The sequence below is a fragment of the Clostridium pascui genome (genome assembly GCF_016908015.1).
GTDB lineage: Bacteria > Bacillota > Clostridia > Clostridiales > Clostridiaceae > Clostridium_AK > Clostridium_AK pascui.
Genome location: NZ_JAFBDB010000001.1, coordinates 639,056 through 663,768 on the forward strand (window position 1 = coordinate 639,056; position 24,713 = coordinate 663,768).

The window sequence follows — 24,713 nt, forward strand, 5'->3', positions numbered from 1 at the left end:
TCTTTTATCTTAATTAATCATTATTGAAAGATAATTAGTTAACTCAATAATTTCTTTAACGATTAATTTTTTTAGTTCAGTATCCTCAGATTCTAAAAGTTCACTTAATTTATAAATTTTCTTTATTTTTTCTCTTAAGTGGTCTGAATTAACCTTACTAATTTTTTCATTATATTCTTCATTTTCTTGTTCAATTTTTTCAAAAGCTTCTTGATAACCAAAACCAAAAGCAGTATTTACATTGTCAACTTTCTTATCGTAGTCATCATAATTAGTAATCAATTTTACTAATATTTTCATTGTTTGTTGTAATTTTTCATTGTTTGTTACGTATTTTAAGCCTTCGCTATACTTGTTTTCCATTTTTGCATTACCACCTTTCACATTTTATAAATATCTTATATTTATTAATTTATTTTATATATGTAAATAGAACGCTTTTTAAAGCATTTATTTTACTCTTTTCTTATAACTACTCATTATTATTCTAGAAACTCATAGAAAGCACTTTTGCCTACCATCTATCAACGTTTGCAGCTATTTAAAAATCTATTAATCCCTAAAATTTAATTATTTTATAGCAACACAAAAAGGATATGTAAATTATACATACCCTTTTCATGCAGAAGAATTTCCTTCTTATACCTCGTATATTCGAACTGCTGAAACATATTATTTTTTAGTTTTAAATAATAAAAACATCTAGAAAGTTAGATGTTTTTATTGAATATCTCTATTAAATTTATTATAGTCAAAATAAATTATACTATTTGAAATATAATCGATTTTTGACCCTTGATTAGGCTTTTTATTACCATTAACTAAAATACATAATATACATGAACAAATAGCAAAGTTATATTATATCTGATATGTTTCTACTATATTTATAAAATCAATATATTTACTTAATTCCAATATACTTCTTAATGCTTTTTATATCTTTATCTATAATATTAATTTTTTCATTAATGTCATTATCCCTAGTAGTTGCTGCTTCATCAAATGCCATATTATCTTCTTTATCTTCTTCATCTAATTCTTCTAATATTTTTAATGCCATATTATAAATTTTTATAGCTTTACAATATATATTTATTTTTATTGATTGATAAATAATAATACATAAATAAGCTAAAACAGCCCCTCCACCTAGATAGTAATATATAACACCTTTAAGTGGGTTATCTTTATAAGTAATTTCCAAAATCCCCTTAAATAAATCGCTACATATAAATGTAATAACTACAGTTAAAAAAAATATATATAAAGCTAAATAGCAAGCTGTACCGCTAGATTCAATATCAACAATAAATATTGATATTCTGTTCTTTTCTGAATTAATGCTTAACTTCTCATCTTTTATTTTTTCCTTGTATTTATCCTTTATATCTTTGTAAAAATCATTAAACTTTGAACTTTCACAGAACAAATCATTATGTATATACTGCCTTAAAATAAACTCCTTAAATAAATTATCTTTAAATGTTTTTTTACAGATTACTATATGAAGTTTGTTCCACATTTCTATCAATAAATACCACTCCCATCAACTAATAATATCCAAACATTACATATTCGATAAAAGGTTTAATTTTCCTTTGGTAATTAATTGGTAGATTATTAGTAATATTAATAGCAACATCGAAGAAATAATATGTTACCTCTCCGATGCAGGACAATTCCTCATTATCCTTATACCTGTATATTGGACTGCTACAGTTAGTTTCTTCTTTAAAACAGGAGGGTAGGTTCTGCCCCTACATCGAAACCAACAAAAGATTACTGAATATTATGTTCAAACAAATTAGTAAGACTTTACAAGCAATATACTTGTAAGCTTGTTAAACTTTAATATTTGAAATGTATATAAAAAACAACTATTGCTAGTTGTTAATTATCAAATTTAATTATTTAGTTTTAATTCTTCTTATCTCTCATTTCTTATCACCTATATTCTACTTATTTAACTCATCTATTCTATCTATAGATCTCATATAGTCTTCAAAACTCCTTCTATTATTCTTTTTCTTCAATAATACTCTACCATTATCTTCTTCTGTAATATCTAGTGTATCTTTTATATAACTTAAATACGCATCTCTTTTTCTCATTGCTTCTCTATCTGGATGTTTCATTTTATGTGAAAAACTTCTAGCATGTTCTCCCGTTAATTCTATCTTTCCTCTTGAACGTTCTATCGCCATACTAATCTTCCTCCTTTCTTTTTCAGAGTGTAATTATCTTATATAGAGAAAGTATAATGGTGTAAAAAGGAAATCATTACATACATTTTATACTCTGTAATTTCAAGTACCCGCACTCCTATATCCCTTACTTACATTAAATTATTTTTTACACTTGACTTTACCTTTCAATATTGATATGATAAATTTGGATAGTTATTATTTAAATTGTTTTTAAAAAATTAACCATAAACTTGAAAAACTAAACCTTCTGCCAATTCCTCTAACTCACACTTCCTAAACTCTTCCATATCCCCAAACTTTAACTCGTATGGTTCATAATTATTTATTAAATCATTTTCTTTACTAAATTTATTTATTAAATAATATTCTATATATAGCCTTTCTTGCTTATTAACCGAATCTAAATAGCCAACCATAAAACAGCTTAACCCTAAATCATTCCACTTTTCTTTGGTTAATTCTAAATTGCTATATCCATTTTTATGAAGATTAATTCTATTATAAACATTATCCGTAGAACCAACATACTTTATTTTTTTATATTTATCTATTAATAAGTATATACAATGTCTTTTATTTTCCTCGTGGTACCTTTTATAGTATTTTTTAAAATATTCCTTATTTCCCGCATAATATCTTTCTTTCCATTCTAAATATTCCATAATTTGTTGTTATTGAATTGTCATGTTTCTTTTAATTAAACATATGTATCTCCTTCTATTTACTTACCTTTAAAGTATTTTCTTGAAGTTCCAACGACCTTTGCTTTGCTGCAATACAATTTCTAAATAACCAAACTTTCACTTCCTCTCAATAATATATTTTTGCATATAAAAAGACACCCTACTGAGTGCCTTAAATAATCAATTTAATTATTTATTTTTTAATTTAAGATATATATCTTCTAATAAATTATAATTATTTTTCTCCATTTCATTTAACTTATTTAGAATTTCTTGATGCCTTTCATTAATCAATCTGTCCAATCCACATTCATTATTAATAATTAAATCTAATTGCTTCTTAAAATTAATATCTTCTAATACTCCTACAACTGTATTACATTCACTGCAAACAACATAACAAAAAAGAGTACCCCCTCTTTTTTCTATTTTAAAATTTTCATTTTCACATTTAGGACACTTCGCCACGCCTTTCACCCCCTGCATAATATTAAATTCTATGTAATGTAGCACTTTTCCTCTTTTAATTGTTTTAAAAACGCAAAATTTATTGTGACTTCCTTAATCAAACTTGCCAGTTATTACATTTTCTCTTCCATTAACTCTTCTAGTGCGTCAAGATAACCAGACTGCAGCTCTCGTTGTCCCTTGATAAACAGCCCCACAGATGTAGGGCTTAGGCCTATCTCTTTAGCAATAAATACCTTTTTTACTCCAAATTTTTTAATATACTTATCTAGTTTATTTTTTACCTCTTCATTTCTTTCGGACAATAACATAATTAACACCGCCTTTCTTTAAATTATTTATTTATAAAATTCACGTTAAAATATTTTCAAAAATTTACTTTCCTATTGACCTTGTTTTTATTGTATATTATAATAAAATTGGATAGTTATTTTAGTAAATAAAATAACATATACTATCCATTTGGAAATCTTAAGAAGCAAGTAATATCAACGGTTTAGAATACTATTATGTGGCACTTTTTTACTATATAAAAAAGACAATAGGTATTACCCTACTGCCCTATAAAAGCCTTTATAAACGTTTCTTTCTGTTTGCTATATAACACATTCATCAATCTCAATGTAATATCACTCTTATTATTTTTAATCATATGATAAAGAATAGAATACATTGTATCCTCTTTTATTGTAGCCTTTTGAATATAATACTTATAATATTTAACTGTGTTATCTAAAGCATTATTCCTTTCTTTCTTCTCTTCATTATCTTCACTTTCACTCTTCATAGTAGCATTAATATAATTAATTTTATTACACATTTCCTCAACATAATTAATGATCTTTTTCTCTTGTTTTCTATCAGCTGCAACTAAATCTCTCTTCACCAATAAGTCTATCAATTCAATGTTTTTATGGTCATCAGCATATCCCAATTTACTCATTTCCTTATATAAATAATCCATTGGGGTATTGTACATTTCAACACCTTTACCTATATTTTTTGATTGACTTATATATTTAAAGAATAAAGGTTTTTTATTTCCTAGTCCCTTCGATAGATTTTGAATTTCTTTTTTAATTTCAATAGCGTACATTTTCTTAGCCAAATCTATACAAATGCAACTTAATACTGTTGCCACATCAACCTTTTTTAAAAGCTCTTCAGATGCTTTACCTGGACTTAATAAATCCCAATATGTACTCATTATCATTTGACCAGCATTTACGCATTCACCTATATTCCTTTGGCTCTCAGAGAGTTGATTATCAATTACAGCCATATTTTCTTTATTAACTAAATATGACTTTTTATCAGCTTCAACGGCATTTATGCAAGGATGATATTTGCCCCACACTTTATCTTTAACAACTTCTTTTAACCTCTGGTTATTAAAGATCACCATAGAATCGCTGTCATAATCCATAGATGAGGCTATATCTTGAATTGGAAACTGTATTGCATTACAACACATAATATTCTTAGTTAAGTTAAAATACATATCAATATCCTTAACTTTTTTATTTTTAGCCAATAATACATTAGAAGGAGAAGTATTCGGGTTCCTAAATGCGACTAATTCAATTTCATCAAATAATCTAGTATATATTTCATTATCTTTTAAAGCTATTGGTTTAGGATCATTGATATCTAATTGACCAATTGCGTGATATAAATATTCCATTGGATTTCCTAGCGCAACACAATAGTCTCCTATTAATCTTACTTTCCCACGTTTAACATGTTTTACATATTTAGAAATTTCAGCTGTTCTAAAACCTCTAAATATCTCTGTGTAAATAAAATCTTTATTATGCTTTGCTAAATCAGCCATCATTAAATTACAATTCATTTCATTGGCATTATAAATAAGATAATCTATAAAAAACTTATCATCATTTTTCAGTTTATCAATATATTCTTTTTCATAAGTTGTAATTTCTGAAACATCCTCTGGCGAAAACGGAATACTGTTTAACATTTGATAAGATGTCTGTTGAAGCACATTCCCATTATCATCGTAACCTCTTTTAGATTCTTTTTCATGCTTACAAATTCCAAAAATACAACCATCAGCTTTAACTACTTTTTTCCAATGATTCCACATTTCTTTTTCACTCATACCTTTATCCTTAGCAAACTTTAAAGCTTTCAAACTTGTAGGAGTTATAATCATTTTCACATTCTTGGCCAACATTGTTTCGCCAAATCTATTCATTAATTCCCATGTATCAAAATCTTGACCTTCAGGACAATTATCCCTCATGAAGTCAATAATATTTGTATTAAATGCTGCATCCTTAAACATGTGCTGTCTTAACAAAATCATGGATTGTCCATTTTTAAAATACTCACTTGAAAGCAACCCCTCACCATCAAACAAATTATTTTCTACATTATATTCCTCTTCAAAACTATCTAAAAATCCAGTTTTTTCATTTACCCTAACCACATTGCAAATTTTTGGAAACTTAGATATAACATCATCTACTATCAAAATATTATCTACATTAATATGTATTGTATCTTCCAGCGAAGAACTAACAAGCGATTCATAACTCAGCAATGCTGCATAATCATATTCCTTTCCATCTTGAAAATTTAATCCCATCCTACTCCAAGTTATCATGCTTTTGTACAACGATTCTTTAATAAATAAGCATTTACCCGTTCTACTTTTTGCTGAAGTTCTCTTGTAAACAACATATTTATTTTCCTTTAATATCTCGCCTGTTTCTTCATCAACCTCGGTAATAGCAAATCCTTCAGTATAAAACTTTTTCCTAAGTTCATCATTTTTAATTTCTCTCCATTTATCCTCGGTAATTTCCTTTTCAATAAGTTTTATATACTCTTCAAGACTCTTTACATATTTATGTGTTTTATCAATAGTTTCTTGAAGCTTTTTATATTCCTTAGAATCTTTAGTGAGTAATTTCAATTCCTCTTTATGTCTAATAACCTTTTTATCAATCTTTTTTATCTTTTTATAAAGTTTTTTTATTAGCGACTCTCCATCAAGTACCTTTTGTTTGAACTTAACGTTTATAACATCATCAGTGGTTTGTTTACCTGTCTTATTATTAGTCTTAACTTTTAAATGTTCAATATTTAACTTATTAAGCTCCAAACTATAGGGAGTCATACCAACATAATTTTTATTGATATTTTTATGCCTATCATTCCTATACATGTGATTATAAATATCTGTTCCTTCTAAACTCATTATATATGTACTTTTATTCTCCATTAATATAATTCCTCCATCCTCCATGTTACTAAAATCTATTTTTTTATTTCATTATCTCTATTGTACAAAGGGGCTTCCCTCTTTATTTTGTTACACTAACGTTCCACAAAATAAATTCACCCTATGCCCCTCTTGGCTATCGCCAATTCACCCTTGAGGGATATTAAAATTACTTATCCTCTTAAACTTAATCGTTTTATTTTTTACCCCCTATTGAGGAAAACTGTTCTATCCCTACTAATATAGACTGACAACTTTTCCGCAGTGAGGGTGTAAAAATAATTAGTACTACTTTCAAGTATTTTTTTGATAATAACCTCTTTTTACTGAAAACTTGCTCAAATGCTCCTTAAGTTCATTATCTTTTTCTTTTGCCTTGTCAAATTGTTTCTGAGTAATATTTATTTGGTTCAACATATCCTTAGTTTTAATCAAACTCCCATCCCATATATTCTGAATCCAATTAATAATTTTTTCCTTATTGCTTTTAATAGGCAGCTTACTTTCTTCTTCCGATTTTAACTTATCATACTGATCTTTTGTGTAAATATAAGTTCCATGCGAATTAGTATCAACAATATAATCATTATCTTCTAAATCTTTCTTAAAAGTTTTCCAATTTGCTTCATTTTTATCAAACCAAATTATTGCATACATATCTACTAAATAATCTTTATCCTCTTTAGTTATCTTTTTATTTAAAAACTTATCATCTAATTTTATTTTTAAAGCTGATTGCGATATTGAATAATCCTTTCTTTCTAATTGACGATATTGTCTATACTCATATACTTCACCATAACTGTCAATTATTGCTGTATATTTTAAAAATTCTATATTATGTCTAATTCTATTTCTGGCTTGTATTTGTGTAGAATCATCTGTACTATCAATTAATGCCACTTGAACCCTTTCATCCCTAAGATTCCATCCAGTTTCATATCCTGAATTAACGATAATTACATCTAAATCATCAGGTAACATTCCTGTTTTTATTAAGTTATCTCTTATCTCAAGTTGATACTCATTCATTTTAGGCACTACTTCGCCATCTTCATTTAATTTTGTATTATTTATACTACATAGCCATTCAGCTTTATATCCATACTTTTCTAATTGTTGTTTATACTTTTCACTTTGTCTTATTGTATTTGTATAAATAAAAGTTTTATATTTAAATTTATTAAGTATAACATCTTTTATTATTCCTAGCCATTTAACTTCATTTATCATATATTTACATTCAGATTCATATTTATTTCTGTATTGCTTTATTTGTTTATGCTCTTCCCATGTAAATATAGTATTAGTATTTAAATCCTTTTCTCTCAAGCCATTATATATTCTTCCTGTAGTAGCACTCAAAGCTATTATCAAAGAATTATTAACTAATGTTGGTAAATAGTTTATTACAGTTTCATAGGGCTTCTCATTTTTCTCTGTATCAAACCGATTAGCATATTTAAATAAATTCTGCATCTCATCCATTAAAATTACATTGAAATGATTTAAAAGTATGTACCTTGCTCCATCTTGTTGTAATAACCACCCTAAAGATGAATATGTAATAACTTTGATTTTACCTATGTCTCCTTTTATTAGTACATTGATAAGACTTGTTGCTTTCATAGCCTCTTGCAAGTCACCTTTTTCCAATATCTTAGTAATATCTTTATTTTCCTCTAGAATACTAGACTTCAACATATTAGTATCGCAAACATATAAGACTTTATTTAAATTCAATTTATAGCACATGTGTGATGTCATTTTATGTACGTATTTATAAGATTCATTTAAAAATTCATTAAACACAAATTTACTTTTCCCAGAACCTGCTGGAGCATTTAATATATTTAAAACACCTTTATAAAATTTTTTATTAAATTTCAACATTGCTTCATTGAGCCATAATTCATCATTCATATTAAAGTTTATTTGCTTTTCAGTTACCAAAATCGTTACCCCTCCTATCTAGTTGTTTCCATTAAACTCTTTAAAGTATTGATCAACAACTATTTCCAACTCAGGGGAATTGTTAAATATATATACATTGTAATTAGGGTTCTTTTCATCCTGTGGCATCCTCTTTAAATTGAACCCTTTCATCATCAAATATCCTGCTAAATGTGGTTTCTTTGCACAAAATACATCACCTTTAATTTTTTTCACTTAATCACTCCTTAATTTTGTTATTCTGGTTTACTTTAGATAGATATAGGGGAATTTCTCTCCTATATCCACTAAAAGGTATATCTCCTTCTTCAAACGGTATTAGTTCGTCATCCTCTTTCTAACATTTAAATTTAAGACTTTTTAATAAATATTATTTTCTTTTTTCATCATATAGTTTATCTGGTATCTTATTTATTTTTTTAGGATAGACCTCGTAACTTAAGCTGTCATATCCGAACTTTTCTAAAACATCACTTAAATAGACAGTTCCTTCTTCCGAGTCACTATTACTTTTCACAAGCTTACTACTTCGTTCTTTATTATCCAAAGTCCAAGTTTTATCTTTAAATTCTTTTAACATTTCGTTATTTGCTGGAGTTTCTGCATAATATGGTGAATTATTAAGATAAATCCTATAATATACTCCATCCTCCTCTTTTACTTCGATAATATCATTTAGTTTAAGCTCTCCATTTTTTGTTGCAGGAGAAGTCCTGCATTTATTTACAAATTCAAATTCTATATTTCCACTCTTTACATTTTCCATAATATAATCTCCTCCATTTTAATATTCTAAATTCAAGTTGAAACTTTTAAAAATAGCTATTGCAATACTTAATAAATTGTTGTAAAATAAATGTAATACAAATTAAGTTATTATAATATTAATTATATAAACTTAATTTAACAATTGTTGTAAATTATAAGCACCACCTTTCGTAAAATGATATAGGAAAATAACAGGAAGAAGTACCAGTTCTTCCCATTAAAAATAGGTATAAAACGCCCTAGTAGCTTGTACAAATTTAAATATATAACATTTTTTTCTTTATGTCAAGTGTTTTTGCTTGGCTTGTTTGTGTTTGCATGAAATATTCCATTAAATAATTTTATCGTATTAAATTTCAATAGCTTTACACTTTTCTAAAAAATATTTTTATGCTGCATCTCTCCACCAATATATTCCGTCTTTTAACTCTAGTAACTGATCTTCAAACATTTCCCCAGTTAAAGCTATCCAATATTTCACATCCTCTATTGTTGCTATACTGCAACTATATATAGCAGATTCTTTCTCCATTTCTATAATTTCTTCTAGTGTAGATACCCCATAACTTCCATCTAAAAATCCAACATTATACAAACGTTTTTTGTTTATCATATTTTTATCCTCCTATATTTCACTTATTTCAATTTTAAAATCTTGCTTTCTATTGGTAAATTCTAAAAAGGAATCATAATTCTTAAATAAGAAGTTGTCCATATCTAATTCAAATGTTTCTTCATCTGAATTTCGAAGATAAATTTTATTATTTTCTACTTTAAAGGTAAAGTTACTGTCAAAATATATGTTAGTTTTAACTGCTCCATCCATTGTAACGATTAATCCATCTTTTATGTTATCTAGCATAAAACAACATATATCAAGTTCCTTTACGTCTTTTGGTGTTACCTGCATTAAATTAAAGTTCCCCATTTTTACATCCCTCCATGTGTTTTATATTTATATCAAGAGGATTTTACTCCTCTTGTATTTTATCATTACTCATTAGTTTCTTAACTATTTCCTATTCCTCTTTCCACATATTTTCAAGCTCACTTTGTCTTTCTTTTATTAATTTTATAATATTATTAATAAAATCATCTGTATCAAATCCTTGCTTATAACTAATTCTTACTGCTTTCAAAACTTCCATTAATATCTTTCTATTCACTCTTTCATCTGTAATTAAATCTACAAAAAATTTATAGTCTTTTAATAATCTTTCTGCATCTATGTACCCTCCACTGGAATCATCTTCATCATAGTTTATCAGATAATATTCTATGGATTTTTTAATTTTTTGCAATAACTCTTTTTCTTGTATCTCAAAATCTAATACATCAATTGCGAATAAAGCTCCGTTATCTACGTATGTACTAGTTACTTTAATCTCTTCTCCTGTATTCTGATCAATTATTGTGTCCTCATATTCAATTTCCTCCATTTCATTTTTAATCTTGAGTTTCTGAATTTTAAGCTTATCAATTTCATTTAATTCTTTTTGAAAATATTCTTCAGCTATATTAAACATTTCTGAAAGTTTAGGTAAATATTTTTTAGGTATTTTCCCTTTTCCTTTGATCCATAAATTAATATTTTGCCTCGCTATACCTAATTCTTCTGCTAATTTAGTATGAGGCATGTTATATAAGGATAATATATATTCAAGACCTATCATTAACAATCACCTCCTTGTCACTGTCAAGTATAATATTATATTACACCTTCTACTTGTCACTGTCAAGTAAATTTATTGGATTATTTAACTTTAATATAACGCTTAAACTCATTCGAATTTTCAGTTGTAACTTGTATTTGTATATTGGAAGCATTAAATGGAAATATGATACTAATACAACTCCGCAAAATTTAAGTAATAAATCAAGTAGAGGCGCTATAAAATATGATGAGTGCAAACAGTTAGCTGAGATAATTGGATATAGAATTGAATGGATTAAAAAAGACTAAGGAGTAATTCCTTAGTCTTAATTTATTTTATCAATATCAGTTATAGTCACGAAAATATCTATTTCATTTTCTAGTACTTTTAAAATATTATAATTATATTCACATATTAGTATTTCATTTCCCTTGGTAATATGTATTTGGGTATACGGTACAAATACCGCATTTAATATTCCAGTATTTTCTGTTTCCATTAAAATGTTATCTTGTTTACTATATTCAATAAATCGTATTTTCATCTTAACAACTCCTCTATATTTTTATGATACTATTATACCATATTATGGAAAATATTTGCATTGTAAAATTTTTTCATCATACTTAATAAATTTATTTAATATAATTTTATATACTAAGTATTTTCACGAGGTGATATATTATTAAATTTGCTATATTTTTTATCATCATTATTATTCTGACTTTTATCATTTATTTATTGACTTATAATATGAACAATCATAACGTCATTACTCCTAGAAATCTTTTTATTAGTGAACTAGCTATTATAAGAAATGCAATAATTAATATGGAATGGCGTGAATTTGAAATTTTTTCTGCTAAATTATTTGCTTTTACTGGAGATTATACATATGAAGTTACCCCTAAAACTAATGATGAAGGAAAAGATGTTATCTTAAAGAAAAAAGGTGAAGTAGTATATTTAGAATGTAAGCATCATAGCAATAATAAAATCGGAAGAGAAGTTGCACAGAAACTTTGTGGCGCTATGATAGCAGATAATATTTCACTAGGTATAATAGTTACTCTAAATGGAGCTAATAATAAATGTCTAGAATATCTCTCCAAATTAGAAAAAAGCAAAATTGTCTCAATTTCTATAAGAGTAGTTAATCTAGATGATCTAATTTTGAAATGTTTAACTTTAAATGCTCATACTGTATTCGAAATGGCTGGTATACCTGATAAATATGTCAATGTAAGTTAATAATTACCGCTTCACAATAGCAAGCTGTAAAATTATTCAAATTCTATAGCGATATTACTATTTATAATATTATAAATTACAAAAAAGAAAAAAGGTAGAGGACTAAATATTATCCCTCTACCCTTATTTTAATATATATACAAAATACAAACTTTACATCCCCATAAATCCTTCTATTAGTTTTACACATTTAATACCACGTTCATTTATTAAATATCCATCGCCCCAAAATCCTTTAATTAAGAATCCATCTGCAACTAGAGTATTAATACAAATATCAGTAACCTCTTTTGATAAATTCTCTAAAGGTAAATCTTCATCTAAATAATCCAATTTATTATTATCATTTAGTTCTAAATGCTTTTCATAAACTTTTTCAAGTAATAAGATATGTTCAATTGTATAATTTGCTATTCGATCTATTATGTACTCTTTATAAAAATCCCCTGAGAATTCTATAGTTGAGTAATTTATTAATATATTGGCATAATACTTTAATTTTTCTTCTCTATAGTCTGACTTTGCCTTATCTAAAACATCAAATACTATTCTTGCGAATTCTTCTTTTTTAATAAAATCATAGTCAATTTTATTTATATCAACTTTTTTTATTTTGTCTTGAACATCTTCCAATAATCTATTTAGTCTATCTTCTTCTATTTTAATTAATCTATTATGTCTTAAAACACTAAAAGCTGCTATAGCCGGAAACTTTGCCTTCATATACTCAATAAAAACTATTTTTAAGTCTTTATAGATATTATTATACAACTCAACATCTGGTACAGAATCATATAAGCCTTGTACATTATTTTTTATTAACTTTTCATCCATTCGCTTCTCACATCCACTAAAAATTACTTAATATATTACTTCTAATTTACTCTTTTCTCATTTTTCTAATTAACTTACTAATAATGCCTTTTCTTACTATTGAAGTAGCTGCAATTTCAGCCATAACTGGTAATACAGTATTCTTTATAGTGTTTGCACTATCTATATGTTGCTTAATTTGTTCAATTGTTTTTTCTCTATTGACTTCTTTTTCCTGTATAGCCTTATTTTCATTCATTTCTTTTTCAAGCTCCTCAATAACTTTTAAAGAAATATTTAACATAACATCTCTAGGCTTATATTTATTTAAATCTTTTCCCAATGCAAATATTGCATATAAATATACACCTAATAATACAAATATACTAATTACTATTCCTGACGTTTTAAAGTTATTTTCCATCTCCACTATCTTTATTATTTGTTGGATAATGGAGGAAAATATTCCACCTGCTATGGCTATAATAAATGCTATACTATAACTAAATCCAGCTCCACTATGTTTACCTAAACTACGTTCTAGCCTAATTTTTTCTACACTTAAATTTATTTCTTTATTTTTAATCTTTTCCTTATAATACTCTCTAATATCGTTATATATTTTTTCAATATCATTATACTCTTTTAAACTTACTTCATTAGTATATGAAGTAAATTCATTTTTTAATTTTTCATAATAGTTTTCTATATTATTTTTAGATCTTTTATTAGTCATAAGATAATCCTCCTCCTTTTGTAACTAAATATTCTACAAATTAGAACAGATTCCTCTAATAAGTATTGTATTATTTCATTTTTATAAGGAGTTACTATATTTAAACTAAAAAAGACAGGAGGACTGTTTTAATCCTGCTGCCTTTAATTCATGTACTAATTATAAATATCTTCAACTTTTTATTTGTAATGTTTTGGCGATTGATTTATTTATAAATAGTATTATTCTCGTTTTATGAGACCATCTATATTGTATTTATTAATAGTATGTATACCTATAACATTGCTCATAGGTACAAATAAAAAACCATCCGCCATATATTGATCAACTAAATAAAATGCAATTCCATATTCGGTAACTTTTAATATCTCTATTGCATCAACTATCTCAAAATAACCACATAATTCTAGGGTATCGATAATAGAAGGTTTTTCTTTTAATTCTATTCTATAAAAGCAATTTCTATCTTCTTCATATTTATTGTTTATCATATCCATAGAAGCAATACCAATCTTCTTAAAATACTCAATTGTTTCCTCTTTATCACCATCTCTAGTAAAGAATAATCTACCTTTTAATGTTACACTCATATTAATCCCTCTTTCTAAAACTTTAAACTCTTTATTTTTATATTTAAAATTGTTGTACTTATTTTAACATTATCTATTTGTATTTGTAACCTATACTTAATTGTTCTGCTAAATTAGCTTGTGTTTTGGCACATTGGAATTATTCAAATCTGCCAAATTTTCATTTTTAGCATATTGATTACCTCTATCGCCTCCGTTTTTATTCTATAAATTCTTTCTAATTCTTTTTTAATATAAGCGTTTTAAGAAGTTTAAAATGGAAGTATATCTAGAACTACCTCTTTCGGTTTATAGATCGAAATTAAGGCTGTAAACTGCATAAAACTATGCAAAATTGATAACATATTACTATTTAGAATATTATAAATTACAAAAAAGAAAAAAAGTACAGGAATAAATATTATTCCTCTACCTTTTTATTTCCTGCCGACTTTTAGTTTGACTTTCTAATCTTTGTTTTAAAACATAGAAATTTATCAACTCAGTAATAAAATTTTATTCTTGAGAATACTTATTTTTAGCAAATGGATAATTATAAATTTCTATGTCAGCATCTATAAAACCTCTTCTCTGTGCCCCTAGTAGTGTTTCTATCATATTTGATCGTCCAACTGGATTATCTGTGTGAACATATATTCTATCTGCTCTTAATCCGTTTTCACATATATATTTAACCAAATCATATCCTGTAGGTAAAAGTTTTCCTTTTTCATCATTTCCTAAATCGTGGTCTAGTGAAAGAATATTTATCTCAAAGTTTTTAAGATAATATATAGCATCTTCTACGGTTCTAGCAATTACAAAACATTCTGGACAATCTCTTAAATCATCTAAATAAAGACTTGTTTTTTCTTTCATATATGTATTTTAATCCTTTATACTTGACATCTAATTCTTTTAACAATAACCCTAATTGCATTATTGATGTATAATCCCGTCCCCCATTATTAATATCTGTAATATAGGCATCTAATAAAATTTCTTCATCACTAAAATTATCCTCTATATCTTTTAAAACTCTTTTACACATGCCCTCACAACTATCTATATAAGTATTTGAGGATATCGATTTAAATTGATCCATCTCTATTCCTACTTCCTTTCAATCCTTAAAATTATATCATATTTAATACTGACTATTATTCACTTAAAGCTTTATCTATTTTAGATTTTAATCTTTTCAAACAATCTTCACATAATGTTATTTCCATTTCAGTCATTTTAAAATAAATTATATATGTGGTATCATAATTAGCTACAAAATCATCATCTTCATCACTAAATCGAGTTATGTTTTCGCAACTGTCACAACATCCAGTATCTTCAACCTTTCCTTTAGTTACTTTTATATTATAAACTTCTTTTACCTTCTCAGCTTTTTTAATCATTGGGTAACTCTCCTTCTTTGTAACTACCTGTTTAACTTTAAATTTATATTTATAATAAATTATACTATATTTTTTTATTTTAAACTTGACTTACGAGACTAAGTTTATAATAAAAAATAGTCTTTAAAAATATATAAACAAGACGAAAGCTATACTTCCTAATATAATATATTATATTATTCCTAGATTTTTTCTTTTGTAGATTAGCTTATTATCTGACTTGTACGGTATTTTCAGTGTACTGGGTACTAGATTATATTCTAGTAGTTACTTGAGGAAAATAAACAGTATATTTAAAAGTATAGTATTTTCTCTTTAAGCTGCTTCAAGCTATAATCCAATATCTTAATGGAAAAGTTATATCCTTTGGCTTCGTAGCTATTTGTTGAGGATATAATAATTACTTCAGGGAATGTATTATATTCTCTTTGAAATAGTTCCGTATCATATAATTTTTGATATTTACTTAAATCTGTCTTATGCTGCATATCAACTTCCACAAAAACCATTTTTCCCTTGTTGTTATATTTGAATATGAGAAAAGCATCAGGTCTACATATATTCTCTATTTTGTATTCCTTAGTAAATTCTAATATCTCTGATCCAGCTCTTATTAGTTCTGAATAAAAATTTAGTAATATAATACTATGACTAGAAGGTTTTCTCTTTATAAAATAAACTCTTTGATTAGTTGCCCAATCATTTTCGTATTTTAAAACATCTTTATCTGCTAGTTTCTTTAATCTCTTCCTAGCTAAATCCTTGCCATATTTAGCATTATTAAAAAACAACTTAGCACATTGATTAATTGTAAGTCCATCAAAAGTATTAATAAACTGAATAATATTATTATCTCTATCTGTCATCATATATTATCAATTCCTTTAAACTTGCTTAAATCAATGATGCCATTCTCTTTTGTGCTTTCAGTTGCTGCTTCTTCTATATGATGTTCATCTGCTTTCTCTTGTACTTTAGGATCATTAGGAACGCCATTAGTATTCTTATTATTAAAGCTAATTACAGAAGGTTTAGAATTAATATTAGGCAACTTTAGACAACTATTTTGTATTTGTGGAATGATATATTTGTGATTAGGTTCTACGCTTGCCTTGATATGGCTTAAAATTAAATTATGATCTATGAATGGCACTTTGATTTTATCTTCTTCTATAGTTCTTACTATTGCTTCTCGTTCTTTTAAACCTGTTGCATTAGCATTTCCCAGTACAATAACACTTGTTTCTTTATCTAGCATTTTAAAGCTTATTCTAGTGGTCAATTGGCTTTTAATATCTGTTGGAATACTGCTACTAGTTGGTTTTTGTAAGCTTGTAAAAACAAATACTCCTGTACTTCTTCCTGTTAACACAATATTTTTTATATATCCTAGTATCTCCTTTTTAATTTGCTTCTCCTCTTTTGTATCTGCTCCACTAGGATTAAAAAATGCAAATTCATCTAGTACTATATAAATATATTTCATTTTATCCTTTTTAAACTTCTTATTATAATCTTGTATATTATATACACCCTGCATCAAATACTTCTCTAAAGCAGCATCTCTTTTACTGCATATGCTATCTAAATGTTTTAAGATATCTCTTGTCTGTTCTAAAGTTCTAGCCATGTATTTAACTTGCTTACAATCTTTAAAAACTGCCAAATCAGACTTTCTTATTTGTATTAAATAGATTTCTATATCCTTAAATCTGTTAATTAAATTGGTAAGTATTAACAACATTAATCGACTCTTACCTGTTCCCGTATCTCCTCCGATAAGCATATGTGGAAATGAATTAAGATTAACTTTTACATAATCTTTATAACTATACCCTATTAATATTTCTCCATCTTCCGTATACATAGCTTTATACTTCAATTCCTTCAAAGGTTTTGTTATTACGTTCATTTCCATCATGCTTGAAGATTCAATTTTCTTCATCTCTATATCTATTGCTTTAAAATTAGTTTTAAATAAATTCTTTTTATCTTCTAGCTCTTGATAACTTATGCCGTAAGGAATACCAACTTTAACATTATATCCCCAGTCCATAACTTTAAAATAATCTAGCTTCAATGTTTCCATCTGCCTATTAAAAAATCCCGTTCCTTTTTCGCAGATTTCTCTTAATGTCTTTTGAAACTTAATCCTCTCTCTGCATACTGTTCTATAAAGTGCATAAGAAGTAACTGCATATGCTCCTATTTGCCAAAACATGAATATCCTCCTTAATCATCATTTCTTTTTAAGCCGAATAACTTAGTTTGTTTTTTAGCAACACGTCTTTTTACAAATGCAACTACAATTTCTCCACACCCATACATTAAAGCCCAATCTCTAATATACTTACCTGCTATATTATTCCCAATTCCCCCTAAATCTAGGTTTGGTATTGGAAATATTAAGTCAACTAACTCTTTAAATTGTTCGAAAATAATAAGGTCAATAGCATCTGGTTTCATACATATACCCTCCATTTAATACTTAACTATCTACTATGGTATATACTATGTCATAATTTATGAAATGTTTCCTATTTTATTGAACTTTGATTATTATTTTTGAACTTTCATTATAAAAAAAAGATATGGTTATTCTTCGTACCATATCTCATTAATATTTTTATTTAGTCTTTTAGCAATCTCATACGCTTTTTCTAAAGTAGGATTGTTTAATCCATTTTCCCATTGAGAATATGTTGATTTTTTTACATCTAACATTTTAGAAAATTCTGTGGCAGTCATCATATATTCCTTCATTCTAATTCGTTTTAAATTGTTCTTTAAACTCATACCTTATCACCTTTATATTTGTCCTTAGTATATCTTATTTTCTATATTCTCTATTTATTATTAATTTCCTTCTAATAAAATCCTTCTTATATGTAGAAACTTATTAAGTTTAGGATAACATGCGTTCCTCAGTTACAGGATAGATAACAAGAAAAACGCCCATTCCAAAAGGAACAGACGTTGACACTCACATAGGGAAGGGAACTCTCAACCTTCCTTCCCTTAACTATATTATACACTAAATATGGTAAAATTCAAATAAATTATTAAGTTATCTATATTACTAAATTATATATATTTCTATAGCAAACTTGTCATATCACTTTTTACCACTTTTGTCGCATCCATATAACATATCTGTCGTATCACTAAGCCAATTTGGATATAAACATCAATAAATTATATTCTTTTATAAATATTCTTTAGAGTTTTTCTAATAAATCTAGCTCCTAAAGCAAAAATACTTATAACAAAATATAAATATCGCTTAATAATAATTTTCCTATTAATTTTTCACATGCCAAAAGCACTTATATTTGATATTTTTTAAAAAATTGTATATAATATAAGTGTAAAATTTGATGGTTTATTTAGTAGTCTGCACTTGTAAGAATTGCCCGTTCTTATAGGTGCTTTTACTTTTTGGTTAACCAAATTTACTAAGCTTTTTAAGTCCACCCAAGCAGTTTCTTTTCTATCTCTGCTAGATTATTATGTTCTGCCCATGTGCTTTCAAAGTTCCAATTATCCATTTTCTTGTAACTATTTTTATAAGAATTGCATTTATTTTTTATTTTAGTTTCTACTTCCTTAGATTCTTTATTTTGTTGCTTAAATTCTTCTAGTTCATTATCTATAACTATAGAATATTTATTAGTAATCATCTTCCCTATTCTTTGTATAACTATTATTCCAGCCTCTACAAGCTCTTTTAAGTATCTTTGTATACTTCTGATGCTTTTACCACCCATTTCTTCTCCTAGAAGCTTCTGTGAGGGGTTACACAAGCCAGAATTAGATTTATGTCCCTTTAGTATAAGTAGAAGTTTTGTTGCATTACCAGATAGATTAGCTTTTAATATCTTTTGTAGAAAAATATCTTTTATATATGTTTTTGTATGTTCATACCATTGCTTTTTAGCCATTATCTTCTACCCCCTCTCATGTTCATCAAGGGACTTGTTTTTACACTAAGGTCTACTATGTCCTCATCCTTTATCGACTCCAAATATCTTCTAGTTATAGTTATACTTTCGTGCCCCAAAAGCCTACTTAAACTATAAACGTCCAATCCGTTTCTAAGCTGTTCTTGTGCGTGCCAATGCCTTATAGTGTGTGGAGAACATCTTATTTCCTCTCTTACTTCGGCTATTTTCCCTGCTTCTTTTACAATTCTTTCTATGCTTTCTGTAGTTAAAGCTCTTCCATTTCTAGATAAAAAATAGTTATCAAATTTAATTATCTTATCCTTAAAATAAAAATCTCTTATTCTTTCGTATCTAATCATATACTTTTTCAATAGAGTACTTATTGCCACTTGTCTTTGCTTATTTCCTTTTCCTCTTATAAGTATAATTCTTTCTTTTACATCTTCATTTAGGAGAGTACATGTCTCGTTGCTCCTTACCCCCGTATCTACTAAAAAAGCCATAATCATCTTGTTTCTAGCACTTAAGTATGTAGTAAATTTAAAAGCATCTAATAATCCTAATATTTCTTTATCATTGAATGTATTAATTATAACTTTACCTTCTTTTTGCCAGCCTACTTTTAAACATGGATTTTCCTCTATATATTCCTCTTCTAGACAGTACTTAAAAAAGGCTCTTATGTTTTTCAAAATAACATTTGCATAAGAAGGTGTTAAACTCTTTTTCATTAAAAATTTAAAATATTTTTTAATGTGCATAGGCTTAACTTCCTCTATATCGGCAATCTTAAATTCTTGTAGAAGGTAATTAAAAAATAACCTATTATTATTTTTATAATTTTTCAAACTTTTTTTACTAAAATTTTTAATCTCAATATCAAAGATAAATTCCTCTAAAATGTCATTTATTTGCATAAAAAAACACCTCCAAATGTGCGTAATTTCATACACACACTTAGAAGTGTTATATTCCACCATTAGAGGAGCTAAAAACGTATGTCATAACATTTTCAAAAGCCTTTAGCACCCTCAAATCCTTGGTATATCTACGTTTTTTAAATTCTTACACTGGAAATTTTTTTAAGCAATACATAATGTATGTCGCTTAAATAATAATTATACTCTTTCCATGTATTCTCCAGTTCTTGTATCTATTCTGATTACATCTCCTTCATTTACAAATAAAGGTACTGGAATTATAGCTCCTGTTTCTACAGTAGCTGGCTTTAATACGTTTGTAGCTGTATTTCCTTTTGCACCTGGATCAGTTTGAGTTATTTGTAATTCAACAAAGTTAGGTGGTTCTACAGAAAACGCTTCTCCCTTATAGAACTTTATAACTGCAAACATGTTTTCTTTTAAATATTTTATAGCTTCTTCAACTTGGCTGTGATTTAATGGAATTTGTTCAAATGTTTCTTGATCCATGAAATAATATAGTACTTCATCTGTATATAAATACTGCATTTCTTTTCTTTCAATAACAGCTTCTTGAAGTTTTGCAGTTGGGTTAAATGTTGTTTCAGTAACTCCCCCATTTATAACATTTCTTAATTTTGTTCTTACAAAAGCTGCACCTTTACCAGGTTTTACATGTAAGAATTCTGTTACAGTGTAAACTTGTCCATCTAATTCAAAAGTTGTTCCTTTTCTTATATCTCCTGCTGATATCATTGTAAGTATCCCTCCAAAACTATTAATTCATTTATATTATAACCTTTTAAGGTAAGTTAATACTATAATTTTAAATTGTAATTAAACTTTTAGGTGATTTAGAAAGTATTTCACATCCATTTTCAGTTATAAGAACTAAATCTTCAATTCTTACTCCACCAAAATTAGGAATATATATTCCTGGTTCATCTGTAACAACCATACCTGGCTCTAACACTGTGTCTCCCATTGGACTTACTCTAGGTTCTTCATGTATCTGTCTTCCCACTCCATGCCCTAGTCCATGGCCAAAATACTCTCCATATCCTCTTTCTTTTATTATATCTCTTGCTATCTTATCTACATCTGCACCAGTAACACCTGGCTTAAATGCCTTAAGACCTGCTTCTTGTGCTTCTAGAACTATATTATATATTTCTAACATTTTATCAGTAGCATTTCCCATAACTATTGTTCTGGTCATATCGGAACAATAATCATTGTAAATACATCCAAAATCTAATGTAAGGAAATCTCCCATCTTTATGACCTTTTCTGTAGGCTGCCCATGAGGAAGAGATGATCTTTCACCAGATGCAACTATAGATGGAAAAGAAAGTCCACTTCCGCCAAATCTTTTTAGCCAATATTCAAGTTCTACTCCAACTTCCCTTTCTGTCATACCTGGTTTTACAAATTGAAGTATCTTTGCAAAAGCATTATCTGCAATAGCAGCTGCTCTTTTAATAGCTGATATTTCATCACTATCTTTTATTAGTCTTAATTTTTGTACCATGCCTTCCATAGGTATAAGTTCACATTTAAACTTTGCTTTATATGTACTATACTCTTTAAATGTAAGTATGTCTTCTTCAAATCCTAAAGTTTTTATATTTAGTTCATCTATAACTTCATTTAGATAATCTGCTATAATTCCTTTATATTGCCTTACTTCATAACATTTTACTTGTGCTTGAGCTTGCTCTGTATATCTTGAATCTGTAATAAATATTCCTTTATCTAATGTAAGTATTGCAAAACTTTCATCACCAGTGAAACCAGTCATGTAATTTCTATTTGGATTACTTATAAGTAAAACTGCATCAATTCCCTTTTTCTTAATAAGTTCTCTTAACTTTTCTATCCTTTGTTGAAACATTACCTATGCACCTCCATAAGTCCTTTTCGCGCAACAATGATATTTTATCAAAAGTTGTGATTATTTGCAAATAATAATGATAAATATTTCATGTTTCAATACTTATTTATGTGAATTACTATCTTCTATGTTCTTAATTAAATGCTCTACTATAGCTTGTTTCCCAAGTGTTTCTGTATTAATTATTATATCTGTATTCTTGTAAGTATTTATTCTTCTATAAATATAAATTTTTAGTATTAATTGCTATTACAGTGTTATCTATTCTATTTTCAATGAACTCATTTATTAATATTAGTTTCTTATCTTCTAAAGTAATCTTCTCCAAAATTCTTAAACAAGGATTTTATACTTTGTTTTTCTCTAAATTTTATTATGGTATCTGCATCAGAGAAATCATAATTTAATCTTTTAGTCAATATTCCAGATGCGGTACTTCTTCCACTTCCCGGCATACCTGTTAATATTATGTTCATCTATTCCAGCCTTTATTCATCTTATAAATTTATATTTTAAATGTAATACATAATTCCGATTGAACTTGTGATATATTATTATAAATATGAATATAATTTATATCCTGAAAACTTTTTTCCTTAGATGTCTCTGTAATAAATTCTCTAAGTTCTCCAAGGGTTCCTATATAAGATACACTAATCTCTAATACATTTTTACTATCATCTTTTATTACATTTGATAATATGCAGTTTTTCTCTTTACTGATTTTTTCTAGAATTTCGCTACAGTTCTCTTCTTTATGTTTAGCATTATTCATCAGTGTCAAATATAAGTAGTTATTCTTATTAATTATATTTTTATAGTATATTATATAACTTATATTTATACATATATTATAACTCATATATATTATAATACACAAAGGCAAAGCAAATTTTATTACAATATCCTTGTAATTGCTATTTTTCATTTTTTTTCATCCCTACCCTATAATATGTTCCTTTTTTATTTTGTGTTGGTGCTCCTATAAAATTTATTTTAAACCCTTTTATTTTTTCAAGTAATTTTAAATTATCTGTGTAACTTTTTTTATCCACATATTTAAAATCAATAAATATATTATTATTTTCCAATGTTATTTCTGAATAATTAATACTTTTAGGTAATTTTATGTCAAGTGTTTGTATAATTTTTAAGTTATATTTATCGTATTCAGATGTAACTAAACTCCCTATTTTATTAGTTATTTCTTTATTTTTACTACTTAAAAAGTTCCTATTAATTAGTGTAACTATGAAGATTAAAGAACTTAATATTAAAGTTATTTCTAGAATAATGATTATATTCTTATATAATTTAATTAGTTTATTTCTTCTTATTTTCATATACCATGAAGGCGTAAAATTTAATTCAGTCACACTTTTAACCTTCTTTCCATATATGCATTAAATTCCTGTTTATTAATAGTTCCTAAATCAATACAGATATGCTTTTTATCTAGCAATTTTAAGTATTCTTTTTCAATATTTACCGCATATACATTTGTATCATTCATAGATATATCTTTTTCACAGCATTCTTTTAAAAAATCTTCTAAAATGTAGCTTAGATCTATTTTATTTGATAATAATCTTAAAGTTTTAGTAGCTACAATACGCTCTTCCTTACATGCAACCAAATATAAGTTGTTCTCATAATTACACATAAAAACAAATTGTCTCTGAAGGATATTTTTATTAAAATACTCTAAAAAAATATTTTGTATAATCCATATTGCCTTTAAATTGTTTTTCAAAGCAATATCTTTTATCTTACTTATCCCATTACAATTCAAACAAAAGATCATTATATCTAAAGTATTTCTACTCTCTCCATATATAGAATAAGAATAGCACATATTAGTAATATCCTTAAAATAGTAAATAATTTCCTTTTCTATCATTTGCTCTAATATATATTTATCTTTTATATTTGGAAGTGTAAATTTTTTTATAAGAACTTCTTCTCCCTTTACCAAAACATAGATATTTTTTCTTTTTATATCTACATATTTTATTTGTTCTAACGGTATAACATTTTCCCCTTCTCCTTTATCCTTTTTACAATAAAAACATTTACTATCTAATTCCACAAGTTTATTCTTTTTTAACAACTATATTTCACCTGCCTTTATTAATACACTTCTATATACTTTATATAATGATTAATATTTACAGCTCTCATACACTGCAG

At 26.6% G+C, this 24,713-nt stretch carries 33 protein-coding genes; 1 reads left to right on the forward strand and 32 read right to left on the reverse strand.

Translation table 11 applies throughout. The annotated features are described in order from the left end of the window. Window positions 1-9 precede the first annotated feature (9 nt). The 14 genes from JOC70_RS03460 to JOC70_RS03525 form a co-directional block, all read right to left on the reverse strand. Window positions 10-363, reverse strand: a complete 354-nt coding sequence (locus JOC70_RS03460; protein WP_204597487.1) for a hypothetical protein — start codon at window positions 361-363, stop codon at window positions 10-12. Window positions 364-904: 541 nt separating this feature from the next. Then, on the reverse strand, window positions 905-1,534 hold the full coding sequence (locus JOC70_RS03465) for a hypothetical protein (RefSeq protein WP_204597488.1): 630 nt from the start codon (window positions 1,532-1,534) through the stop codon (window positions 905-907). A gap of 424 nt (window positions 1,535-1,958) precedes the next feature. Beyond that, a complete protein-coding gene (locus JOC70_RS03470; RefSeq protein ID WP_204597489.1) occupies window positions 1,959-2,207 on the reverse strand; it encodes a hypothetical protein in 249 nt (82 codons plus the stop codon). 221 nt (window positions 2,208-2,428) lie between these two features. Beyond that, window positions 2,429-2,872, reverse strand: coding sequence for a GIY-YIG nuclease family protein (locus JOC70_RS03475; protein ID WP_204597490.1), 444 nt, complete (start codon window positions 2,870-2,872; stop codon window positions 2,429-2,431). A gap of 210 nt (window positions 2,873-3,082) precedes the next feature. Continuing rightward, on the reverse strand, window positions 3,083-3,361 hold the full coding sequence (locus JOC70_RS03480; RefSeq protein ID WP_204597491.1) for a hypothetical protein: 279 nt from the start codon (window positions 3,359-3,361) through the stop codon (window positions 3,083-3,085). A gap of 113 nt (window positions 3,362-3,474) precedes the next feature. Continuing rightward, window positions 3,475-3,672, reverse strand: coding sequence for a hypothetical protein (locus tag JOC70_RS03485; RefSeq protein WP_204597492.1), 198 nt, complete (start codon window positions 3,670-3,672; stop codon window positions 3,475-3,477). 242 nt (window positions 3,673-3,914) lie between these two features. After that, window positions 3,915-6,611, reverse strand: a complete 2,697-nt coding sequence (locus JOC70_RS03490) for a hypothetical protein (protein WP_204597493.1) — start codon at window positions 6,609-6,611, stop codon at window positions 3,915-3,917. 294 nt (window positions 6,612-6,905) lie between these two features. Beyond that, complete coding sequence (locus JOC70_RS03495) at window positions 6,906-8,564, reverse strand: P-loop NTPase family protein (protein WP_204597494.1); 1,659 nt, start codon at window positions 8,562-8,564, stop codon at window positions 6,906-6,908. A gap of 18 nt (window positions 8,565-8,582) precedes the next feature. Further along, complete coding sequence (locus JOC70_RS19145) at window positions 8,583-8,780, reverse strand: DUF5659 domain-containing protein (protein ID WP_204597495.1); 198 nt, start codon at window positions 8,778-8,780, stop codon at window positions 8,583-8,585. Window positions 8,781-8,934: 154 nt separating this feature from the next. After that, window positions 8,935-9,330, reverse strand: coding sequence for a hypothetical protein (locus tag JOC70_RS03505; protein WP_204597496.1), 396 nt, complete (start codon window positions 9,328-9,330; stop codon window positions 8,935-8,937). A 390-nt stretch (window positions 9,331-9,720) separates the two neighbouring features. Continuing rightward, window positions 9,721-9,945 carry a hypothetical protein gene (locus tag JOC70_RS03510; protein WP_204597497.1) on the reverse strand — a complete coding sequence of 75 codons (225 nt, stop codon included), beginning with the start codon at window positions 9,943-9,945 and terminating at the stop codon, window positions 9,721-9,723. A 12-nt stretch (window positions 9,946-9,957) separates the two neighbouring features. Then, window positions 9,958-10,260 carry a hypothetical protein gene (locus JOC70_RS03515; protein WP_204597498.1) on the reverse strand — a complete coding sequence of 101 codons (303 nt, stop codon included), beginning with the start codon at window positions 10,258-10,260 and terminating at the stop codon, window positions 9,958-9,960. Between the two features lie 91 nt (window positions 10,261-10,351). After that, a complete protein-coding gene (locus JOC70_RS03520) occupies window positions 10,352-11,005 on the reverse strand; it encodes a helix-turn-helix domain-containing protein (RefSeq protein ID WP_204597499.1) in 654 nt (217 codons plus the stop codon). 307 nt (window positions 11,006-11,312) lie between these two features. Then, entirely contained in the window at window positions 11,313-11,531 is a 219-nt protein-coding gene (locus tag JOC70_RS03525; protein WP_204597500.1) for a hypothetical protein, read from the reverse strand. A gap of 209 nt (window positions 11,532-11,740) precedes the next feature. Here JOC70_RS03525 and JOC70_RS03530 point away from each other — a divergent pair, with 209 nt between their 5' ends. Further along, window positions 11,741-12,238 carry a restriction endonuclease gene (locus JOC70_RS03530; protein ID WP_204597501.1) on the forward strand — a complete coding sequence of 166 codons (498 nt, stop codon included), beginning with the start codon at window positions 11,741-11,743 and terminating at the stop codon, window positions 12,236-12,238. 153 nt (window positions 12,239-12,391) lie between these two features. Here JOC70_RS03530 and JOC70_RS03535 read toward each other — a convergent pair whose 3' ends face one another. The 18 genes from JOC70_RS03535 to JOC70_RS03620 form a co-directional block, all read right to left on the reverse strand. Further along, window positions 12,392-13,072, reverse strand: a complete 681-nt coding sequence (locus JOC70_RS03535; RefSeq protein WP_204597502.1) for a hypothetical protein — start codon at window positions 13,070-13,072, stop codon at window positions 12,392-12,394. A gap of 46 nt (window positions 13,073-13,118) precedes the next feature. Then, a complete protein-coding gene (locus JOC70_RS03540; protein ID WP_204597503.1) occupies window positions 13,119-13,787 on the reverse strand; it encodes a hypothetical protein in 669 nt (222 codons plus the stop codon). Between the two features lie 221 nt (window positions 13,788-14,008). Next, window positions 14,009-14,377, reverse strand: a complete 369-nt coding sequence (locus JOC70_RS03545) for a hypothetical protein (RefSeq protein WP_204597504.1) — start codon at window positions 14,375-14,377, stop codon at window positions 14,009-14,011. Between the two features lie 495 nt (window positions 14,378-14,872). Next, window positions 14,873-15,235, reverse strand: a complete 363-nt coding sequence (locus JOC70_RS03550; RefSeq protein WP_204597505.1) for a cyclic-phosphate processing receiver domain-containing protein — start codon at window positions 15,233-15,235, stop codon at window positions 14,873-14,875. Next, window positions 15,204-15,461, reverse strand: coding sequence for a hypothetical protein (locus tag JOC70_RS03555; RefSeq protein WP_204597506.1), 258 nt, complete (start codon window positions 15,459-15,461; stop codon window positions 15,204-15,206). The genes JOC70_RS03550 and JOC70_RS03555 overlap by 32 nt, the downstream gene beginning before the upstream one ends. Window positions 15,462-15,516: 55 nt before the next feature. Beyond that, window positions 15,517-15,765: a hypothetical protein gene (locus JOC70_RS03560; RefSeq protein WP_204597507.1), complete on the reverse strand. Its 249-nt coding sequence runs from the start codon at window positions 15,763-15,765 to the stop codon at window positions 15,517-15,519. Between the two features lie 293 nt (window positions 15,766-16,058). Next, window positions 16,059-16,634 (reverse strand): hypothetical protein, encoded by a 576-nt coding sequence (locus JOC70_RS03565; RefSeq protein WP_204597508.1) that lies wholly within the window; start codon window positions 16,632-16,634, stop codon window positions 16,059-16,061. Continuing rightward, on the reverse strand, window positions 16,631-17,986 hold the full coding sequence (locus JOC70_RS03570; RefSeq protein WP_204597509.1) for an FtsK/SpoIIIE domain-containing protein: 1,356 nt from the start codon (window positions 17,984-17,986) through the stop codon (window positions 16,631-16,633). Before JOC70_RS03570 ends, JOC70_RS03565 begins: the two co-directional genes overlap by 4 nt. 11 nt (window positions 17,987-17,997) lie before the next feature. After that, window positions 17,998-18,231, reverse strand: a complete 234-nt coding sequence (locus JOC70_RS03575; RefSeq protein WP_204597510.1) for a hypothetical protein — start codon at window positions 18,229-18,231, stop codon at window positions 17,998-18,000. A 129-nt stretch (window positions 18,232-18,360) separates the two neighbouring features. Further along, window positions 18,361-18,561: a helix-turn-helix transcriptional regulator gene (locus JOC70_RS03580; RefSeq protein ID WP_204597511.1), complete on the reverse strand. Its 201-nt coding sequence runs from the start codon at window positions 18,559-18,561 to the stop codon at window positions 18,361-18,363. Window positions 18,562-19,229: 668 nt separating this feature from the next. Next, a complete protein-coding gene (locus JOC70_RS03585) occupies window positions 19,230-19,706 on the reverse strand; it encodes a helix-turn-helix domain-containing protein (RefSeq protein WP_204597512.1) in 477 nt (158 codons plus the stop codon). After that, window positions 19,706-20,626 carry a tyrosine-type recombinase/integrase gene (locus JOC70_RS03590; protein WP_204597513.1) on the reverse strand — a complete coding sequence of 307 codons (921 nt, stop codon included), beginning with the start codon at window positions 20,624-20,626 and terminating at the stop codon, window positions 19,706-19,708. Before JOC70_RS03590 ends, JOC70_RS03585 begins: the two co-directional genes overlap by 1 nt. 201 nt (window positions 20,627-20,827) lie before the next feature. Beyond that, window positions 20,828-21,385, reverse strand: coding sequence for an elongation factor P (efp, locus tag JOC70_RS03595; protein WP_035310990.1), 558 nt, complete (start codon window positions 21,383-21,385; stop codon window positions 20,828-20,830). A 70-nt stretch (window positions 21,386-21,455) separates the two neighbouring features. Beyond that, on the reverse strand, window positions 21,456-22,523 hold the full coding sequence (locus JOC70_RS03600; RefSeq protein WP_204597514.1) for a M24 family metallopeptidase: 1,068 nt from the start codon (window positions 22,521-22,523) through the stop codon (window positions 21,456-21,458). 302 nt (window positions 22,524-22,825) lie between these two features. Continuing rightward, on the reverse strand, window positions 22,826-22,999 hold the full coding sequence (locus JOC70_RS03605) for a shikimate kinase (RefSeq protein WP_204597515.1): 174 nt from the start codon (window positions 22,997-22,999) through the stop codon (window positions 22,826-22,828). A 29-nt stretch (window positions 23,000-23,028) separates the two neighbouring features. After that, a complete protein-coding gene (locus JOC70_RS03610) occupies window positions 23,029-23,451 on the reverse strand; it encodes a hypothetical protein (protein WP_204597516.1) in 423 nt (140 codons plus the stop codon). Further along, window positions 23,441-23,899, reverse strand: coding sequence for a hypothetical protein (locus JOC70_RS03615; RefSeq protein WP_204597517.1), 459 nt, complete (start codon window positions 23,897-23,899; stop codon window positions 23,441-23,443). Before JOC70_RS03615 ends, JOC70_RS03610 begins: the two co-directional genes overlap by 11 nt. After that, window positions 23,896-24,633, reverse strand: a complete 738-nt coding sequence (locus JOC70_RS03620; protein WP_204597518.1) for a hypothetical protein — start codon at window positions 24,631-24,633, stop codon at window positions 23,896-23,898. The genes JOC70_RS03615 and JOC70_RS03620 overlap by 4 nt, the downstream gene beginning before the upstream one ends. Between the last annotated feature and the right edge of the window lie 80 nt (window positions 24,634-24,713).

Coding starts and splice junctions, on each gene's coding strand:
- JOC70_RS03570 (WP_204597509.1), bottom strand. CDS start 17,986: ATGTTTTGGCAAATAGGAGCATATGCAGTTACTTCTTATGCACTTTAT.
- JOC70_RS03610 (WP_204597516.1), bottom strand. CDS start 23,451: ATGAAAAATAGCAATTACAAGGATATTGTAATAAAATTTGCTTTGCCT.
- JOC70_RS03535 (WP_204597502.1), bottom strand. CDS start 13,072: ATGGATGAAAAGTTAATAAAAAATAATGTACAAGGCTTATATGATTCT.
- JOC70_RS03485 (WP_204597492.1), bottom strand. CDS start 3,672: ATGTTATTGTCCGAAAGAAATGAAGAGGTAAAAAATAAACTAGATAAG.
- JOC70_RS03510 (WP_204597497.1), bottom strand. CDS start 9,945: ATGATAAACAAAAAACGTTTGTATAATGTTGGATTTTTAGATGGAAGT.
- JOC70_RS03530 (WP_204597501.1), top strand. CDS start 11,741: ATGAACAATCATAACGTCATTACTCCTAGAAATCTTTTTATTAGTGAA.
- JOC70_RS03475 (WP_204597490.1), bottom strand. CDS start 2,872: ATGGAATATTTAGAATGGAAAGAAAGATATTATGCGGGAAATAAGGAA.
- JOC70_RS03520 (WP_204597499.1), bottom strand. CDS start 11,005: ATGATAGGTCTTGAATATATATTATCCTTATATAACATGCCTCATACT.
- JOC70_RS03470 (WP_204597489.1), bottom strand. CDS start 2,207: ATGGCGATAGAACGTTCAAGAGGAAAGATAGAATTAACGGGAGAACAT.
- JOC70_RS03585 (WP_204597512.1), bottom strand. CDS start 19,706: ATGGCTAAAAAGCAATGGTATGAACATACAAAAACATATATAAAAGAT.
- JOC70_RS03575 (WP_204597510.1), bottom strand. CDS start 18,231: ATGAAACCAGATGCTATTGACCTTATTATTTTCGAACAATTTAAAGAG.
- JOC70_RS03580 (WP_204597511.1), bottom strand. CDS start 18,561: ATGAGTTTAAAGAACAATTTAAAACGAATTAGAATGAAGGAATATATG.
- JOC70_RS03565 (WP_204597508.1), bottom strand. CDS start 16,634: ATGATGACAGATAGAGATAATAATATTATTCAGTTTATTAATACTTTT.
- JOC70_RS03525 (WP_204597500.1), bottom strand. CDS start 11,531: ATGAAAATACGATTTATTGAATATAGTAAACAAGATAACATTTTAATG.
- JOC70_RS03550 (WP_204597505.1), bottom strand. CDS start 15,235: ATGAAAGAAAAAACAAGTCTTTATTTAGATGATTTAAGAGATTGTCCA.
- JOC70_RS03555 (WP_204597506.1), bottom strand. CDS start 15,461: ATGGATCAATTTAAATCGATATCCTCAAATACTTATATAGATAGTTGT.
- JOC70_RS03545 (WP_204597504.1), bottom strand. CDS start 14,377: ATGAGTGTAACATTAAAAGGTAGATTATTCTTTACTAGAGATGGTGAT.
- JOC70_RS03540 (WP_204597503.1), bottom strand. CDS start 13,787: ATGACTAATAAAAGATCTAAAAATAATATAGAAAACTATTATGAAAAA.
- JOC70_RS03590 (WP_204597513.1), bottom strand. CDS start 20,626: ATGCAAATAAATGACATTTTAGAGGAATTTATCTTTGATATTGAGATT.
- JOC70_RS03560 (WP_204597507.1), bottom strand. CDS start 15,765: ATGATTAAAAAAGCTGAGAAGGTAAAAGAAGTTTATAATATAAAAGTA.
- JOC70_RS03460 (WP_204597487.1), bottom strand. CDS start 363: ATGGAAAACAAGTATAGCGAAGGCTTAAAATACGTAACAAACAATGAA.
- JOC70_RS03515 (WP_204597498.1), bottom strand. CDS start 10,260: ATGGGGAACTTTAATTTAATGCAGGTAACACCAAAAGACGTAAAGGAA.
- JOC70_RS03505 (WP_204597496.1), bottom strand. CDS start 9,330: ATGGAAAATGTAAAGAGTGGAAATATAGAATTTGAATTTGTAAATAAA.
- JOC70_RS03600 (WP_204597514.1), bottom strand. CDS start 22,523: ATGTTTCAACAAAGGATAGAAAAGTTAAGAGAACTTATTAAGAAAAAG.
- JOC70_RS03490 (WP_204597493.1), bottom strand. CDS start 6,611: ATGGAGAATAAAAGTACATATATAATGAGTTTAGAAGGAACAGATATT.
- JOC70_RS03605 (WP_204597515.1), bottom strand. CDS start 22,999: ATGAACATAATATTAACAGGTATGCCGGGAAGTGGAAGAAGTACCGCA.
- efp (WP_035310990.1), bottom strand. CDS start 21,385: ATGATATCAGCAGGAGATATAAGAAAAGGAACAACTTTTGAATTAGAT.